Source organism: Nocardia sp. NPDC019395 (assembly GCF_040632335.1).
GTDB lineage: Bacteria > Actinomycetota > Actinomycetes > Mycobacteriales > Mycobacteriaceae > Nocardia.
Map to the genome: position 1 here is coordinate 274314 of NZ_JBEYBT010000003.1, position 17184 is coordinate 291497.

15 protein-coding genes are annotated in these 17184 nt (G+C 67.2%); 14 read left to right on the forward strand and 1 reads right to left on the reverse strand.

Going from position 1 to position 17184, the window contains the following annotated elements; translation table 11 throughout:
• The first annotated feature begins 1 nt into the window (after position 1).
• The 14 genes from ftsW (at position 2) to ABZ827_RS12280 (ending at position 16151) form a co-directional block, all read left to right on the forward strand.
• On the forward strand, positions 2 to 1432 hold the full coding sequence (gene ftsW / locus ABZ827_RS12215) for a putative lipid II flippase FtsW (RefSeq protein WP_357236242.1): 1431 nt from the start codon (positions 2 to 4) through the stop codon (positions 1430 to 1432).
• Between the two features lie 134 nt (positions 1433 to 1566).
• On the forward strand, positions 1567 to 2661 hold the full coding sequence (murG, locus tag ABZ827_RS12220; RefSeq protein ID WP_357236643.1) for an undecaprenyldiphospho-muramoylpentapeptide beta-N-acetylglucosaminyltransferase: 1095 nt from the start codon (positions 1567 to 1569) through the stop codon (positions 2659 to 2661).
• Positions 2662 to 2729: 68 nt separating this feature from the next.
• Positions 2730 to 4169 (forward strand): UDP-N-acetylmuramate--L-alanine ligase, encoded by a 1440-nt coding sequence (gene murC / locus ABZ827_RS12225; RefSeq protein ID WP_357236644.1) that lies wholly within the window; start codon positions 2730 to 2732, stop codon positions 4167 to 4169.
• 6 nt (positions 4170 to 4175) lie between these two features.
• Positions 4176 to 4868: an FtsQ-type POTRA domain-containing protein gene (locus ABZ827_RS12230; RefSeq protein ID WP_357236244.1), complete on the forward strand. Its 693-nt coding sequence runs from the start codon at positions 4176 to 4178 to the stop codon at positions 4866 to 4868.
• Positions 4869 to 5256: 388 nt separating this feature from the next.
• Entirely contained in the window at positions 5257 to 6555 is a 1299-nt protein-coding gene (gene ftsZ / locus ABZ827_RS12235; RefSeq protein ID WP_357236246.1) for a cell division protein FtsZ, read from the forward strand.
• A 149-nt stretch (positions 6556 to 6704) separates the two neighbouring features.
• A complete protein-coding gene (gene pgeF, locus ABZ827_RS12240) occupies positions 6705 to 7433 on the forward strand; it encodes a peptidoglycan editing factor PgeF (protein ID WP_357236248.1) in 729 nt (242 codons plus the stop codon).
• 53 nt (positions 7434 to 7486) lie between these two features.
• A complete protein-coding gene (locus ABZ827_RS12245) occupies positions 7487 to 8200 on the forward strand; it encodes a YggS family pyridoxal phosphate-dependent enzyme (protein WP_357236646.1) in 714 nt (237 codons plus the stop codon).
• Between the two features lie 187 nt (positions 8201 to 8387).
• Positions 8388 to 9164 (forward strand): cell division protein SepF, encoded by a 777-nt coding sequence (gene sepF / locus ABZ827_RS12250; RefSeq protein WP_357236250.1) that lies wholly within the window; start codon positions 8388 to 8390, stop codon positions 9162 to 9164.
• A 91-nt stretch (positions 9165 to 9255) separates the two neighbouring features.
• On the forward strand, positions 9256 to 9558 hold the full coding sequence (locus tag ABZ827_RS12255; protein WP_280398432.1) for a YggT family protein: 303 nt from the start codon (positions 9256 to 9258) through the stop codon (positions 9556 to 9558).
• A gap of 63 nt (positions 9559 to 9621) precedes the next feature.
• Positions 9622 to 10470 (forward strand): DivIVA domain-containing protein, encoded by an 849-nt coding sequence (locus tag ABZ827_RS12260; RefSeq protein WP_357236252.1) that lies wholly within the window; start codon positions 9622 to 9624, stop codon positions 10468 to 10470.
• A 56-nt stretch (positions 10471 to 10526) separates the two neighbouring features.
• A complete protein-coding gene (locus tag ABZ827_RS12265) occupies positions 10527 to 10724 on the forward strand; it encodes a hypothetical protein (protein ID WP_357236254.1) in 198 nt (65 codons plus the stop codon).
• Between the two features lie 390 nt (positions 10725 to 11114).
• Positions 11115 to 14255: an isoleucine--tRNA ligase gene (gene ileS / locus ABZ827_RS12270; RefSeq protein ID WP_357236255.1), complete on the forward strand. Its 3141-nt coding sequence runs from the start codon at positions 11115 to 11117 to the stop codon at positions 14253 to 14255.
• 177 nt (positions 14256 to 14432) lie between these two features.
• Positions 14433 to 15359, forward strand: a complete 927-nt coding sequence (locus ABZ827_RS12275; RefSeq protein ID WP_357236257.1) for a hypothetical protein — start codon at positions 14433 to 14435, stop codon at positions 15357 to 15359.
• Between the two features lie 276 nt (positions 15360 to 15635).
• Positions 15636 to 16151 carry an NlpC/P60 family protein gene (locus ABZ827_RS12280; RefSeq protein ID WP_357236258.1) on the forward strand — a complete coding sequence of 172 codons (516 nt, stop codon included), beginning with the start codon at positions 15636 to 15638 and terminating at the stop codon, positions 16149 to 16151.
• A 10-nt stretch (positions 16152 to 16161) separates the two neighbouring features.
• Here ABZ827_RS12280 and ABZ827_RS12285 read toward each other — a convergent pair whose 3' ends face one another.
• Positions 16162 to 17037: a UTP--glucose-1-phosphate uridylyltransferase gene (locus ABZ827_RS12285; RefSeq protein WP_357236260.1), complete on the reverse strand. Its 876-nt coding sequence runs from the start codon at positions 17035 to 17037 to the stop codon at positions 16162 to 16164.
• Positions 17038 to 17184: the final 147 nt, after the last annotated feature.

Genomic DNA, 17184 nt, shown 5'->3' on the forward strand with positions numbered 1-17184 from the left:
CATGCGACAGCTACAGGTGGGCCGGTTCGGCGCCTGGCTGGCGCGGCCGCTGGCCTCGTTCCACCTGGTGGTCACCATCGCCACCCTCCTCACGGTGCTGGGCCTGGTGATGGTGCTGTCGGCCTCGAGCGTGGAAGCCTACGCCGACGACGGCTCGGCCTATTCACTGTTCATGGATCAGGCCAAGTTCGCGGTGATCGGCGCGCTGCTGTTCTACCTGGCGCTACGCATCCCGCTGCGGTGGCTGCGACAGGCCTCTTTTCCGCTGTTCGGTGTGTCGGTGCTGTTACTGGTGCTGGTTCTGATTCCCGGTATCGGCACCAACGCGAACGGGGCGCGGCGGTGGATCGACCTCGGTGTGTTCTCGATCCAGCCTTCGGAACTGGTCAAGGTGACCTTCGTGGTGTGGGGCGCGCACCTGCTGGTGTCGCGGCGCGCCGCGGCCCGGGCGGCCAATGATCCGGGTGGGTTGAAGAATCTGCTGGTACCGCTGGTTCCGGCCGGTCTGCTGGTCTGCCTGTTGATCGTGTTGCAGCCGAACCTGTCCACCACCATCGCGCTGGGTATCGTGCTGCTGGCGCTGCTGTGGTTCGGCGGACTGCCGATGCGGCTTTTCGTCGCGATCCTCGCCTCCGGTGCGATCGCGGCCCTGGTCCTGGCACTGTCGGCCGGGTATCGCTCCGACCGGATGCGGGCCTTCTTCAATCCCGGCGACGATCCGCAGGGCATCAACTACCAGGCCCGCCAGGCGACCTACTCGCTCGCCGACGGCGGGCTGTGGGGTCGTGGCCTGGGCCAGAGCCGGGCCAAATGGAGCTATCTGCCCAACTCGCACAACGATTTCATCTTCGCCATCATCGGTGAGGAACTGGGCTTCCTGGGGTGCGCCCTGGTGCTCGGGCTGTTCGCGCTGTTCGTCTACACCGGGCTGCGGATCGCGGCCCGCTCGGTGGACCCTTTTCTACGGCTGGTGACCGCCACCGCGACCACCTGGATCACCGGGCAGGCGCTGATCAACATCGGGTACGTCGTCGGGTTGCTGCCGGTCACCGGACTGCAGCTGCCGCTGGTGTCGGCGGGTGGTTCGTCGCTGTCGCTGACTCTGCTGATGTTCGGCATCCTCGCCAATGCCGCCCGGCACGAACCCGAGGCGGTCGCGGCGTTGCACGCCGGACAGGACGGCCGGGTCAGCCGGTTCCTGCGGCTGCCCAAACCGGAGGTCTACCATCCGCCCCGGTCCCGCTCGGGCGCGCCGGGTAAGAGCGGGCAAGGGCCCGCCGGTGGGGCGCCACGTGACCGGTCCCGGGCCGACGACCGGCCGCGTACCCGCACCCGGGCGAACAGCCGGGGTACCGATACGCTGCGAGCGACCCGGGCCTGGGAACCCACCTATTCGGTGACACACGCACGAGAACGGGGAAAGTACAGGTGAGCGCACCTCAGTCCGCCCATGAGGATTCGGCCCACGAGGATTCGGCGCACAAGGATCCCGCCCGCGAGGACGGGACCCACCAGGATTCCGCCGCCGCGGGTTCGGAGCGGCAGGATTCGGCCCGGGCGGACGGGATATCGGTGATCGTCGCAGGTGGCGGCACCGCGGGACATATCGAACCGGCCCTCGCCGTCGCCGACGCGCTGCGCCGGTTGGACCCGCGGATCCGGGTGACCGCGCTGGGTACCCGGCGCGGGCTGGAAACGACACTGGTCCCCGAGCGTGGCTATCCGCTCGAGCTGATCCCGCCGGTGCCGCTGCCGCGGAAGCCGAGCATGGATCTGCTGCGGCTGCCCGGCCGCGTCCGTGCCTCGGTGGCACGGACCCGGGAGATCATCGACGCGGTCGGCGCCGATGTCGTCGTCGGGTTCGGGGGATATGTCGCGTTGCCCGCGTATCTCGCCGCCGGACGCGGTGTGCTGCGCCGCCGGCGCGCGATCCCGGTTGTGGTGCACGAAGCGAACGCGAAAGCCGGGATCGCGAACAAGGTGGGCGCCCGGCGCGCCGCCGAGGTGCTCGCGGCCGTCCCGGATTCGGGGCTGACCGCCGATATCGTCGGCATCCCGGTGCGTTCGGCGATCACCTCACTGGACCGGGCCGCGTTGCGGGCGCAGGCCCGCGAGCATTTCGGGTTGCCCGCCGAGGGGCCGGTGCTGCTGGTGTTCGGTGGCTCGCAGGGGGCCCGTTCGATCAACGACGCCATCTCCGGTGCCGCGCCGCAACTGGCCGCGGCGGGTGTCTCTGTGCTGCACGCGCACGGCCCCAAGAACACCGTCGAGGTGGCGACAGCGGATTCTCGCGCACCCTATGTCGCGGTGCCCTATCTCTCCCGGATGGACCTCGCGTACGCGGCCGCCGACGCGGTGGTCTGCCGCAGCGGCGCGATGACCGTGGCCGAGGTGTCGGCGGTGGGCCTGCCGGCGGTGTATGTACCGCTCCCGCACGGCAACGGCGAACAGGAACTCAATGCGCGACCCGTCGTCGCCGCCGGTGGTGGCAGAATCGTCGGTGACCCGGAACTGTCCGCGAAGTATGTGATCGACGAGGTGATACCACTGCTCACGGATCCAGTACGCATTGCCGAGATGGGCCGCGCCGCCGCCGGCGCCGGCCACCGCGACGCCGCCGACGAAGTCGCGCGGATCGTGCTGCGGGCGGCGGGCCGGTGAGCGAGGACCAGGCGACCGCGGTCCCCACCGGGCCGGGTGCACTACCACCGGAACTGAGCCGGGTGCATATGGTCGGAATCGGGGGCGCCGGGATGTCCGGTATCGCCCGGATCCTGTTGTCACGCGGCGGCGCCGTATCCGGTTCCGACGCCAAGGAGAGCCGTGGTGTGCTGGCGTTGCGGGCGCGCGGCGCGCAGGTGCGGATCGGTCACGACGCCGGTGCGCTGGACCTGCTGCCCGGCGGCCCGACGGTGGTGGTGACGACCTACGCCGCCATCCCGAAAACCAATCCCGAACTGGTCGAAGCCCACCGCCGCGATATTCCGGTGCTGCTGCGGCCGGCCGTGCTGGCCGCCTTGATGAAAGGCCACCGCACCCTGCTGGTCTCGGGGACGCACGGTAAGACCTCGACCACTTCGATGTTGATCGTCGCGCTGCAACATTGCGGACTGGATCCGTCGTTCGCGGTCGGTGGTGAACTCAACGAGGCGGGAACCAACGCCCATCACGGCAGCGGCGATACATTCGTCGCCGAGGCCGACGAGAGCGACGGGTCGCTGCTGCAATACGACCCGGATGTCGCCGTGGTCACCAATATCGAATCCGACCACCTCGACTTCTTCGGATCCGACGACGCCTATATCCAGGTATTCGACGATTTCACCGACCGGCTCGCCACGGGTGGCCTGCTCGTGGTGTGCCTGGACGATCCGGGTGCGCGGGCGCTCGCCGAGCGGACCGGGCGGCGCCTGGCCGAGCGCGGTGTCCGGGTCCTCGGCTACGGGTCGGGGGATCTGCTCGACGCGACCATCCCCGTCGGTGTCCGGCTGCACAGCTGGGAGCCGCGCGATGTCGGTGGTATCGCCCAGTTCCAGCTCACCGGTGAACCGGCACCGCGCACGCTGCGGCTCTCGGTTCCGGGCCGGCATATGGCCCTCAATGCGCTGGCCGCGCTGCTGGCGGCGCGGGCCGCGGGCGCCGATATCGACGAGATCATCCAGGGCCTGGAGGGTTTCGGCGGCGTACACCGCCGGTTCCAGTTCGTGGGCCGGGAGAACGGTGTCCGCGTTTTCGACGATTACGCCCACCACCCCACCGAGGTCCGCGCCGTTCTGGGCGCCGCCGCGGAATTGGTCGAACAGGAGGCCCGCGACGGCGCCCGTTCGCGCCGGGGCCGGGTGATCGTGGTTTTCCAGCCGCATCTGTACAGCCGCACGGCGACTTTCGCCGCCGAATTCGGCTCGGCTCTCGACCTCGCCGACGAGGTCGTGGTGCTGGACGTGTACGGGGCGCGGGAGGAACCGCTGCCGGGGGTCAACGGCGCCCTCGTCGCCCAGGCGGTCGCCAAACCCGTGCACTACCAGCCCGATATGTCGCGGGTGGGCCGGCAGGTCGCCGGTCTCGCCCAGCCCGGCGATGTGGTGATCACGATGGGCGCCGGGGATGTCACCATGCTCGGCAGCCAGATCTTGGACGGACTACGCGCGCGTCCGCAGTACGGGCGGTGACGCGGGGTGCGGTCCGGGACGCGACGGTTCGGGGTGGGCGGATTGCGGCGGTTCCGGCTGTGGTCGGTGGTCGCGGTGGCGTTGGTGATCACGTTCGTCGCGCTGGCCTGGTTCACGCCGGTGCTGTCGGTGCGGACGGTGCGGATCGAGGGAGCGGGCACGATATCCGAGGATCAGATCCGGGAGCTGCTGCAACTCCCGGATCAGGGGTCGATTCTGCGGATCGATACCGCCGCGATGGCCGCGCGGGTGGCGAGCATTCCGAAAGTCCGCAGTGCGCGAGTGCAACGGGTGCTGCCGTCGACGATGCGGGTCCGGATCGAGGAACGAACTCCGGTGCTGTACTACGACAGTCCCGACGGCGCGCATCTGCTCGACGCGGACGGGGTCGAGTACGCCGTCGAGCCCGCGCCGATCGGGGTGCCGGAGTTGCTGACCGCCAGGCCGGGCACCGCGGATACCCTGACCAGGGCGGCGATCGCCGTGGTCGCAGTGCTGCCACCGGAATTGGCGGTGCAGGTGGAGAGTGTGCACGCCGAGAGCGTCTCGGATATTTCGCTGACATTGCGCGACGGTCGCACGGTACTCTGGGGCAGCAGCGAGGACGGCGAACGCAAATCGGCGGTGGTGCTGCCGCTGCTGACGCGTCCGGGATCCGTGTTCGACGTCTCGAGTCCCAGTCTGGTCACGGTAAAATGAACTCCAGCAATCCTGTTCGGTTCGACCCTGTTCGGTTCGGCGCGCCGCGACGGCCCAGGTCGACCGCGCGGTGGCGAATACTCACGGCGGGAGCCGGGGGTGTCCCACGATGTGGGCGCCGGCCGCACGGCAACCGTTCACGATACGACGCACGGCGTCCCAGCAGAAGCACGTTCGCCGAAGAAACTGGTTTTCGTCTCGGCGCGCCTGCGAGCGGATCGCGACGGCGGCGAATAGCGTTCGGCACCAGCCGGATACTTGACATAACTCCAACCCTATGGTTGAGGTTCAGGGTTCGTCCGGATCGCGGACCGCGGATCGATATTCCGCGGACCGGAACCGGGTATCCGAAAACGACAGACTTGGGATCGAAGGAAGGCGAGAGCTCATGACGCCCCCGCACAACTACCTTGCCGTGATCAAGGTCGTCGGTATCGGCGGCGGCGGTGTGAACGCCGTCAACCGAATGATCGAGCAGGGCCTGAAGGGTGTCGAGTTCATCGCGGTGAACACCGACGCCCAGGCACTGCTGATGAGCGATGCCGACGTGAAGCTCGATGTCGGGCGGGAGCTCACCCGAGGGCTCGGCGCCGGCGCCGACCCCGAGGTCGGCCGTAAGGCCGCCGAGGACCACAAGGACGAGATCGAAGAGGTGCTCAAGGGCGCCGATATGGTTTTCGTGACCGCGGGCGAGGGCGGCGGTACCGGTACCGGCGGCGCCCCGGTGGTGGCGAGTATCGCGCGCAAACTCGGCGCGCTGACCATCGGCGTGGTCACCCGGCCGTTCTCGTTCGAGGGAAAACGGCGCGGGAACCAGGCCGAGGTGGGCATAAACCTGCTGCGCGAATCCTGCGACACCCTGATCGTGATCCCCAACGATCGGCTGCTGCAGCTCGGCGACGCCGCGGTGAGCCTGATGGACGCGTTCCGCTCGGCCGACGAAGTACTCCTCAACGGTGTTCAGGGCATCACCGATCTGATCACCACCCCGGGGCTGATCAACGTCGACTTCGCCGACGTCAAGAGTGTGATGTCCGGGGCCGGTAGCGCATTGATGGGTATCGGCTCCTCCCGCGGAGAGGGGAGATCGGTCAAAGCGGCCGAGTCGGCGATCAATTCGCCGCTGCTCGAGGCGTCGATGGACGGCGCGCACGGTGTGCTGCTCTCGATCGCCGGCGGTTCGGACCTGGGTCTCTTCGAGATCAACGAGGCCGCATCGCTGGTGCAGGAAGCCGCGCATATCGAGGCCAACATCATTTTCGGTACGGTGATCGACGATTCGCTCGGCGACGAGGTCCGGGTGACCGTGATCGCCGCCGGATTCGACGGTGGCGGTCCGACCCGGCGTACCTTCGAGACAACGGCCGGCCGGGGTTCGCTGGGTTCCGGGCGACCTTCGGAGATCTCCGCGCAATCCACCCGCACCGCCGAACTCGGCCATTCGCGTACCGCCGAACTCGGCGCGGGCCGCGGGCACTCCGAGGAACCCGCGCCCTCGCGGGCGACCGACCCTGGTTCGGCTGTCGCTCGCGGGCCGGCCCCGAGTTACCGGGATACCGAACGCGGTCGCGGACCGGTGGATCCGACGCTGACCCACAACAGCCGGTCGCATATCCAGCAGCCGCCCACCCAGGATCTGCCCGACGACGACGATGACGTCGACGTTCCGGATTTCATGCGCCGCTGAATCTGGTCGGTCGATCCTGATCGCTCCCGGTGGCCCGTACTCGCGCCGATCAGCGCGCGGGTACGGGCCACCGGGCTGTCCGGCCGCGTGGACGCCACCCCGTGGTCGGCAGCGGAGCGTCCCGGGCCGTTGCTATTAGGCTCGACACCATGACTGCGGCACCGGTACTCACGGTTCGACGAGTAGTGACCACCCGCGCGGGGGGTTTCTCCGCGCCGCCTTACGATTCGTTCAACCTCGGCGACCATGTCGGCGACGATCCGGAAGCGGTGCGGCGCAATCGCGCCCGGCTCGCCGCCTCGCTCGGTCTGCCCACCGATCATCTGATCTGGATGGATCAGATCCACGGCCGTACCGTGGCGACGGTCGACGGCCCGCGCACCGAACCGGTCCCGGGCACGGACGCAGTGGTGACAGCCCGGCCGGGTCTGGCGCTGGTGGTGTTGACCGCGGATTGTGTGCCCATCCTGCTCTCCGACGACGAAGCCGGCGTGATCGCGGCGGTGCACGCCGGCCGGGTCGGGGCGCGGATCGGGATCGTGGGACGAGTCCTGGACGCGATGATCGCCGCCGGCGCGCGGCCCGAACGGATCGGTGCGCTGCTGGGGCCCGCGGCCAGTGGCCGGCAGTACGAGGTGCCCGCCGAGATGCGCGCCGATGTCGAGGCGCATCTGCCCGGTAGCGCCACCACCACCGTGCGGGGCACGCCCGGGCTCGATCTGCGCGCGGGAATCCGCCGCCAGCTCACGGCGGCGGGGGTCGGGGCCATTGCCGAGGATCCCCGCTGCACTATCGAGGACGCGACCTTGTTCAGCCATCGCCGCGGCGCGCCCACCGGCCGGCTGGGCAGCGTGATCTGGATGGAGGCCCCCGCGTGAGTGCCTCGGCGTCCGGTGTCCCGGACACCGAACGGGCCGGGGCCGGAAGTCCTGTGCGGGCCGAGGTTCTGGCGCGCCGGCTGAAGGGTCTGCTCGCGCGGATCGACGCAGCGTGTGCGGCCGCGGGGCGTGATCCCGGTGATGTGCGGCTGCTGCCGGTGACGAAATATTTTCCCGCCTCCGATATCGCCGAGCTGCATCGTCTGGGCCGCCGCGACTTCGGTGAGAACCGTCCTCAGGAGGCGGACGCCAAGGCGGCCGAACTGGGCGAATTGCGGCCGCTGCGCTGGCATCTGATCGGCCGGTTGCAGCGGAACAAGGCGCGGCAGGTGGCGCGATGGGCATACGCGGTCCATTCGGTGGACAGCGAACGTTTGGCGACCGCGCTCGAATCGGCTGTCGCGGCCGCCCTGGACGCGGGGGAGCGGGAGTCGCCGCTGGAGGTGCTGATCCAGGTGAGCCTCGACGCCGACCCGGGTCGCGGTGGGGTGCGACCCGACGGATTGCCCGCCTTGGCGGACCGTATCGCGAAATCGGCAGAACTGCGTTTAGCAGGGATGATGGCAATTCCGCCGCTGGCCGCCGACCCCGATGCGGAATTCGCGCGCCTGGCCGGACTACATACCCGGCTGTGTGCCGAACACCCGGCGGCCACGGAGCTGTCCGCCGGAATGTCAAACGATCTTGAAAGAGCTATTGCCCATGGATCGACGTGTGTGCGTGTCGGTACCGCCCTCATGGGCGAGCGACCGATAACCTCGGCGTAGCAAACAAACCTCATCAGTCACATTCGACACATATGCTGGGACACGACGAGGGCTGAGCAAGACTTCAACACCCGGCCGCCACCGGGGCCGAAGGAAGGTCGACCAGAATGAGCGAGCGCAGCGAGCGAGTAATCGGCGCAGCCACAATCGTGATCATGACGGAGCCGAGCGACAGCGAGGTGCAGGCATGAGCACGCTGCACAAGTTCAAGGCGTACTTCGGCATGGTCCCGCTCGAGGATTACGAAGACGACTACGTCGACGATCGCACCCCCCGCGGGGTCGAGGACCGTGGCGTGCGCCGGCCGCGTGACTACTCCGACCGCGCTCCCCGCGACTACGACGATCGTCCGGACTACGACCGGTACGCCGAGGACCGTTACGACGGCCCCGACTACCGCGACGCGCCGTACAAGCCGTCCTACCAGCCCAGCTACCCGCCGCCCCGGCGCGACGACTACCCGGGCGACGCCTACGACGACGATTACGAGGGCCCGCGCCGCCCCACCCGGATCGACGCCGCCGCCTCCGGCCGGTATCGTCCGGGCGGCGGTGCCTCCCTACGCGGCGCGACCAGGGGAGCGCTGGCAGTCGATCCCGACGCCGAGGAGCGACGGCTGGCCGAGCGGGTCCGTCCCGAACCGGCTGCCGCCCGCCGTCCTGCGATCTTCGAGGACGGAGGTCCCTTGTCCAAGATCACCACGCTGCGCCCGCGTGATTACAGCGAGGCCGCGATCATCGGCGAGCGGTTCCGGGAGGGCAACCCGGTGATCATGGACCTGGTCGACCTCAGCAACGCCGATGCCAAGCGCCTGGTCGATTTCGCGGCCGGTCTGGCCTTCGCGCTGCGTGGCTCGTTCGACAAGGTGGCCACCAAGGTGTTCCTGCTCTCCCCGGCCGACGTCGACGTATCGGCCGAGGAACGCCGCCGGATCGCGGAAACCGGCTTCTACAACCAGAAATAGCGAGCACCGCGTCCGTCCGGGGCGCGGGGTGTCGGGGACGCAGTCGGCGCGGGCATTTTGCACCGCGCCGATTTTGCGGCAGAGTGAGATCGTGGCCTTGTTCGCGGTGCTGTACTTCGTACTGTTCATCTTCTGGCTGTTGCTGATCAGCCGGGTGATCGTCGAGTTCATCCGGAGTTTTGCCCGCGACTGGCGTCCCACCGGGGTGGTCGTCGTGATCCTCGAGGTGATCTTCACGATCACCGACCCTCCCGTGAAGCTGCTCCGACGGCTGATTCCGCCGATCTCGCTCGGCGGAATTCGGCTGGATTTGTCGATTATGGTCCTGCTGTTCCTGGTCTTCATCCTCATGTCCGTCGTCAGCAGCCTCGGCGGGTCGGTAACTCCGGTGTGACAGAATGGTCCGAGAAGACTTGCCAGAGCCGCTAGATCTGACAACGCGCGAAGGGATCCTTCCATGCCGCTGACCCCAGCCGATGTGCACAACGTCGCGTTCAGCAAACCGCCTATCGGCAAACGCGGCTACAACGAGGACGAAGTAGATGCCTTCCTGGATCTGGTGGAGCAGGAACTCTCCCGGCTGATCGAGGAGAACGCGGACCTTCGCCAGCGGGTTGCCGAGCTCGACGCGGAACTGGCCGATGCCAAGAGCAACAACCGCAACTCGGGTGGTCCCGGGCTCGGGAAACCGGTCCAGCAGGCACCGCCACCGGAACCCGTCAAACCGCCGGTCCAGGCTCCGCCGTCGGTGCCCATCCCGGCGGTGCCGGCCGCGCCCGCCCAGGCCGACGCCGGTGCCGACGCGAATATGCAGGCGGCCAAGGTGCTGAGCCTGGCGCAGGAGATGGCGGACCGTCTCACCAGCGACGCCAAATCGGAAGCCGAGAATTTGCTGGCGAGCGCGCGGGCCAATTCCGAGCGGCTGGTCAACGACGCGCGGGCCCGGTCGGACGAGATGATCGCCGACGCCCGGCACAAATCCGATTCCATGCTCTCCGACGCCCAGACCCGATCGGACAGCCAGTTGCGGCAGGCCAAAGAGAAGGCCGATGCCCTGCAGGCCGACGCCGAGCGCAAACATACCGAGATCATGGGCACCATCACCCAGCAGCGCAATGTTCTCGAGAGCCGGATCCAGACACTCAAAACCTTCGAACGCGAGTATCGGGTGCGCCTGAAATCGTATCTGGAATCGCAGCTCGAGGAACTGGAGAACCGTGGCTCGGCCGTACCGGTGGACGAGGGTGACGGCTTCGATACCGGGGCCAACCAGCTCGCACCCGCGTCCTTCGGTCAGGGCGAGTAAGCGCTCGATACCGCTGGGAGCGAACGGGCACCCGGCCTGCTGTCCTGGGGGTCATCATGCTTGTCTTGACACTGGCGCTCGCCGCGATCGGCTTGGTCCTGCTGATCCTGTCCCTGGCCACCGGTTCGGTGATCTGGGCTTGGGGTTGCATCGTCGTGTGCGGACTCGGTGCTGTGCTGTTGCTGGTGAGCGCGTTGTCGATGCGCGCACCCGATGAAGAGTTGCCACCGCGGGACCAGCACGCGAAACGCTGACGAGAACTCGCGATGCCGGAGCCGAAACTGCTACGAGCGAAGATAAATCGTCCTTCCGGGGTCTGCGGGGTCGTGCGGCTCCGCGGGCGCTGTATAAGTGGTTGACCGTCACGGTTAGAATCAAACCTGTAAGTCGGCGACGATCCGGCCATCACCGGGGAGCTTTCGGAAGAACGGCGCCGTGCAGCCCATGATCCGCCGGGCCGCGCACGCTCATTAGAACCGAACGGGTGAGCCCGTCACAGCTCGTAACGAGAGGTCCAACCGGCCGTCGGGCCGGTGGACAAGCGGGGTGGTACCGCGGTACCGGCGCACCGATTGTGCCGGTCGTCGTCCCCGTGCCGTATACAGCGCGCTGCGGCGCCGGGCACGAGGAGACGTGAATCCGCGATGGCGGACCAGAATTCCAGTAGCAGCGCATATCCGCGTGTCGATCTCGGCGGCGGATCCGGCGCGACCTTCCCCGAGTTGGAGCGGGCCGTCCTGGACGCATGGGCCGCCGACGGAACGTTCCGCGCCAGCGTCGACAACCGGGCGACCGGGGACGGGGAGTTCGTCTTCTACGACGGCCCGCCGTTTGCCAACGGTCTGCCGCATTACGGTCATTTGCTCACCGGATACGTCAAGGATGTCATCCCACGTTTTCAGACCATGCGGGGGAAACGGGTCGATCGGCGATTCGGCTGGGACTGCCACGGACTGCCCGCGGAAATAGAAGCGGAGAAGCAGCTCGGTATCACGGACAAATCACAGATCGACTCGATGGGTCTCGCGGAATTCAATGCCGCGTGCAAGAATTCGGTACTGCGCTACACCGGCGAATGGCGCGATTATGTCACCCGCCAGGCACGCTGGGTGGACTTCGACAACGATTACAAGACCCTCGATCTCGACTTCATGGAGTCGGTGATGTGGGCATTCAAATCGCTGTACGACAAGGGCCTCGTCTACCAGGGTTTCCGGGTACTGCCCTACAGCTGGTACGAGCAGACACCGCTGTCGAACCAGGAAACCCGCCTCGACGACGCCTACAAGATGCGTCAGGATCCGGCAGTCACCGTCGATATGGAGCTGCGGGTACCGGCCGAGCATCCGCTGGCCGAGCTCGACGGCGCGGCGGCACTGATCTGGACCACCACCCCGTGGACACTGCCCTCGAACCTGGCCGTCGCTGTGCATCCGGATGTGCGGTACGTGCAGGTGCGCGGGGTCGACGGTAAGCGCTACCTGCTGGCGGCCGAACGGCTCGGCCACTATGCCCGGGAACTCGGCGAGGAACCGGCGGTGCTCGGCGAATACGACGGCGCCGCACTGGTCGGCCTCGACTATGTGCCGCCGTTCGACTTCTTCCGCGGACATCCGCGCGCGCACCGGGTGCTCTCGGCGGACTATGTCGCCACCGACTCCGGTACGGGCCTGGTACATCTGGCGCCCGCGTTCGGTGAAGAGGATATGGATGTGTGCCGCACCAACGGGATCGAGCTGGTACAGCCGCTCGACCCGGGCGGCAAGTTCACCTCGATGGTGCCCCCGTACGAGGGGCTCATGGTGTTCGACGCCAACTCGGTGATCATCAAGGACCTCAAGGCCGCCGGGAAACTGTTGCGGCACGAGACCATCGAGCACTCCTATCCGCACAGCTGGCGGTCGGGGCAGCCGCTGATCTATATGGCGGTGCCGTCGTGGTTCGTCGGAGTGACCGAGTTCCGCGACCGCATGGTGGAGTTGAACAAGCAGATCAACTGGGTGCCGGAGCATATCCGCGACGGGCAGTTCGGTAAATGGCTCGAAGGCGCCCGGGACTGGAACATCAGTCGTAACCGGTACTGGGGCAGCCCGATCCCGGTGTGGACCTCCGACGATCCCGACTATCCCCGGATCGATGTCTACGGCTCCCTCGACGAGCTGGAACGCGATTTCGGGGTCCGGCCGACTGATCTGCATCGGCCGATGATCGACGAGCTGACCCGGCCCAATCCCGACGATCCGACCGGTCGCTCCACCATGCGCCGGGTGCCGGAGGTACTGGACTGCTGGTTCGAATCGGGGTCCATGCCGTTCGCCCAGGTGCATTACCCGTTCGAGAACAAGGACTGGTTCGATACCCACTTCCCCGGCGATTTCATCGTCGAGTACAACGGGCAGACCCGCGGCTGGTTCTACACACTGCATGTGCTGGCCACCGCGCTGTTCGACAGTCCCGCGTACTCGAACGTGGTCGCGCACGGCATCGTGCTGGGCGACGACGGGCTCAAGATGAGCAAGTCCAAGGGCAACTACCCGGATGTGAACGAGGTGTTCGAGCGCGACGGCTCCGATGCCATGCGCTGGTTCCTGATGAGTTCACCTGTTCTGCGCGGTGGGAACCTCATCGTGACCGAACGCGGGATCCGGGAAGGTGCGAGCCACGCGCTGCGGCCGCTGTGGAACGCGTGGACCTTCCTGCAGCTCTACGCGGTCGAACCGGGTGTGTGGCGAACGGATTCGGCGAATGTGCTGGACCGGTACATCCTGGCGAAACTGGCACAGACCCGGGACCGGATGACCACCGCGTTGCAGGACCTCGATATCGCCGGTGCCTGTGAAGAACTGCGCACCTTCGCCGACGCGCTCACCAACTGGTATGTGCGCCGGTCGCGTTCACGTTTCTGGGCCGAGGACCGTGACGCGGTCGATACTCTGCACACCGTTCTGGAAGTGGCGACCCGGCTGGCCGCACCGCTGCTTCCGCTGGTTACCGAGGTGATCTGGCGCGGTCTCACCGGTGGGCGTTCGGTGCACCTGGCCGACTGGCCGACCGCCGATGTCCTGCCGGACGACCCGGAACTGGTCGCGGCGATGGACGAGGCACGCATGGTGTGCTCGACTGTGTTGAGTCTGCGCAAGGCGCAGAAGCTGCGGGTCCGGCTGCCGCTGGCGGAGGTGACCATCGCCGCCCCCGATGCCGGCCGTCTGGCTCCGTACGCCGACATCATCGCTGACGAGGTGAACGTCAAGAAGGTCGATCTCACCACCGATATCGCCGCGCACGGGCGGTTCGAGCTGGCAGTCAACGCCAGGGCCGCCGGGCCGCGGCTGGGGCGGGCGGTTCAGCAGGTGATCAAGGCGGTCAAGGCCGGTGAATGGTCGGAGAACGCCGACGGTGTGGTCAGTGTGGCCGGAATCGAGCTGTTGCCGGAGGAATACACCCAGCGGCTCGTGGCCGCGGAACCGGAATCCACCGCGGCGCTGCCCGGGAATGCCGGTCTGGTGGTGCTGGATTCGGTGGTCACCGAGGAACTGGAGGCCGAAGGCTGGGCCCGCGATATCATCCGGGATCTGCAGGAGACCCGGAAGTCGCTGGGACTGGACGTTTCCGACCGGATCACGGCAGTGCTGGAGGTCCCGGCCGACCGGCAGCAGTGGGCGCGGACCCATCGTGATCTCATCGCCGGTGAGATCCTGGCCGTCGAACTGGAATTCGGTCCGGTGGCCGACGGCGCCGAACTGACCGGCGGATCTCGGGCCCGGATCACCAAGGTGACCCGGTAATCCGCGGTACTCCGGGCGACCGGTGTGCGTACGGCAACCGTGCGTACACCGGTCGGCCCGGCCGGTATTCCGGCAACGACTGCGCTCCAGCTGTTTCCGCAGTTGGCGTAGCGTCCACCGGCCCCCTCGGGTTATGGCCATGACCGAGGCAGTGCCCGCCTACTAGGGTAAGTCCCTATGGCTTCGGACAATCCCGACGAGTGGTGGCAGCATGCCCCCGAAGGGCAACAGAACAAGAACGCCCCCTCGGGGCAGTGGCAGCAGGGCTATCAGTCTCAGGGCGGCCAGCAGAATCCGGCGGCACCGTGGGGGCAGAACCCGGGGCAGGTTCCACCGCCCGGTCCGCAGGGCGCGTGGGAGATACCTCCGCTGGGTTCCGGTGGACAAGGGAGCCCGCCCAGGAACAACGGGCCGCTGATCGCGGTGCTGGCCGTGGTGGTGGCTCTTGTGCTGGTCGGTGTGGTCGGGATGGTGATCCTACGGTCGGGGGGCTCGGAGGAGAACACCGCGGCGGCGACGAGCACGGCGAATACCGAAACAACCGGTACATCGGCCACCACCACCACGAGCACGAGCGCCCCCGCACCCGCACCGGGGACACCCGCGCTGAAGGAGGGGCTGAAGCCCGTCGCGTTGATCGGTCCCACGTTCCAGGACGGGGAAGATACCTACACCATGGCCTTCAAGGACTGGCCGTTCGCCTTCCGGACGCCGGGCTCCTGGGGATGTATGGCGGGTTCGGTGGAGAAGTTTCCGGATGCCAAGGCGTGGGGGTGTGTCGACGAAGGGAATTCCTCGGCCGGTCAGCGGGTGAACCTGATCATGCGGAAATGCCCGGCCACCTGTGATCCGGCGACCCGGGTCCAGTTCAACGATGCCTGGTTCGACAAGCCCGGTTCGGCCACGCAGTTCGACCCCGACACCTCGTATGTGGAGACCCCGACGAGCGATAAGGGCAAGTACACCATCGATCTCAGCCGCTATATCGCTGTGGAGCCGGGTGGTGAACCTAGCTGGCAGCTGGGTGTCTTTGTGGAGTCTCCGTCGGCGACCAAGGATGCGGTCCTGAAGACGTTGAACGACATACTGACCCAAACGCAATAAACATTTTTGTGATTTAGATCACACGCTGATAGTTTGCCAGGTGTTTGTGGACCACCCTTCGGCCGGGCACAATCATCTCCGATACCGCTGCTCCGGACCTCCGGAGTGGCGGGAACGGTGATCATTTCGTTCGGTTCTACCTGAGTGATGTTGCGCCGGAGACCCTCTCCGGCGTGCCATCCGTGGTCCGCGGTAACCCACCAGTCCGGCGGATGCCGCGAGTTAACCGGAACGCCGCATGGTGTTCCGCGCATCGACCGGCAGAAGGGTGGGCACGTGATCGGAATCGCACTGCGCCGGGGTATCGCCGGCTTATTTCTCGCCACGACCGTGACGGCGGGAGTGGCCGCACCGGGTTGGGCACAGTCCTCCGGAAGCGCCAGCGGGTCGGCTTCCGGGTCCGGCTCGCTCAGTGCGAGCGGTTCGGCCGGCCTGCCGATCTCGACCAGCAACGGTCTCGGCGCCCTCGCCGCCGCGACCTCGCAAACCGGGAAAATGTACGAATGGGGTGCCACCGGCCCGGATACCTGGGACTGCTCGGGGCTGGTGCAGTGGGCATTCCGCCAGGTCGGGGTCACACTGCCCCGGACCACCTGGGAACAGGCGAAAGTCGGCGCGGCGGTACCGCTGTACGCGCTGTCTCCCGGCGATGTGGTGATCATCAACCCGGATGCTTCCCATGTCGGCATCTACGCCGGAGTCGGGCAGGTCCTCAACGCCTACGGCGCCGGAGTGCCCGTCGGGCTCACCCCGATCGGGCAGTTCCACGTGCACAGCATCCGGCGGTTCTGAGCAGACCGGCTCAGTCCACCTGGCGTCGCAGCAGCGGTCCGTAATCGGGATGGGCCAGCGCCGAGGCGAACTGCGCGATGAGATAGTCGCCGGGGTTGCCGGTGTCGTACCACCGGCCCTGGATGACCTGGCCGTACACGGCGTGCTCGGTGGCGTAGGCGTTGATCGAGTCCGTCAGGTACACCTCGCCGGTGCGGTGGGTGTACCAGTTCTCGGTCTGGACGCGCAGTTCGTCGATGATTCCGGGGGTCACGACATAGCCGCCGATCGCCGCGTACGCCGACGGCGCGTCCGCGGGCTTCGGCTTCTCCACCAGCCCGGAGATCCGCAACAGGCCGTCGTCGAGATCCTCGCGCACCACCGGGACGCCGTAGCGCTGCGATTCGTTCGGGTTCATCGGCATCAGTGCCAGCACCGGGCAGCCCGTGGCCTCGTAGGCGCGGATGAGTTGCTGGGCCCGCGGGACGTCCGCCACGAACACATCGTCCGGCCACAACACCAGCATCGGTTCGTCGCCGGCGGCACGCGCGGCGTTCAGTACCGGTGTGCCGTTACCGTACGGGCCGTGCTGGTCCAGGTAGGTGATATGCCCGAGCCGGGACAGTTCGCCGACCTCCTCCACCGCATCGGCGTAGGCGCTCTTACCGTCGGCGCGCAACTGGGCGACCAGCGCGGGATTCGGCCGGAAATGATCCTGGATCAGCGATTTTCCACCGCTGACCACGATGGTGATATCTGTGATACCGGAGGCCACCAGTTCACGCACCGTATGTTCGATCACCGGTTTGTCGCCGACCGGCAGCATCTCCTTGGGGATGGCCTTCGTCAGCGGCAGCAGTCGTGAACCGATACCGGCAGCAGGAATCACGGCCTTGCGGATCTTCATCCTCCGATCATCACATACGGTGTTCGACAGCGCGCTGACGCGCGCGCCAGCGTGCCACGAAACAGTGTCGGTATCAGCGCGTAGATTCGCGCATATGGACACCAGCAGGGGCATGACCGGGAACGCGGTCGTGTGGACGGGAGCCGG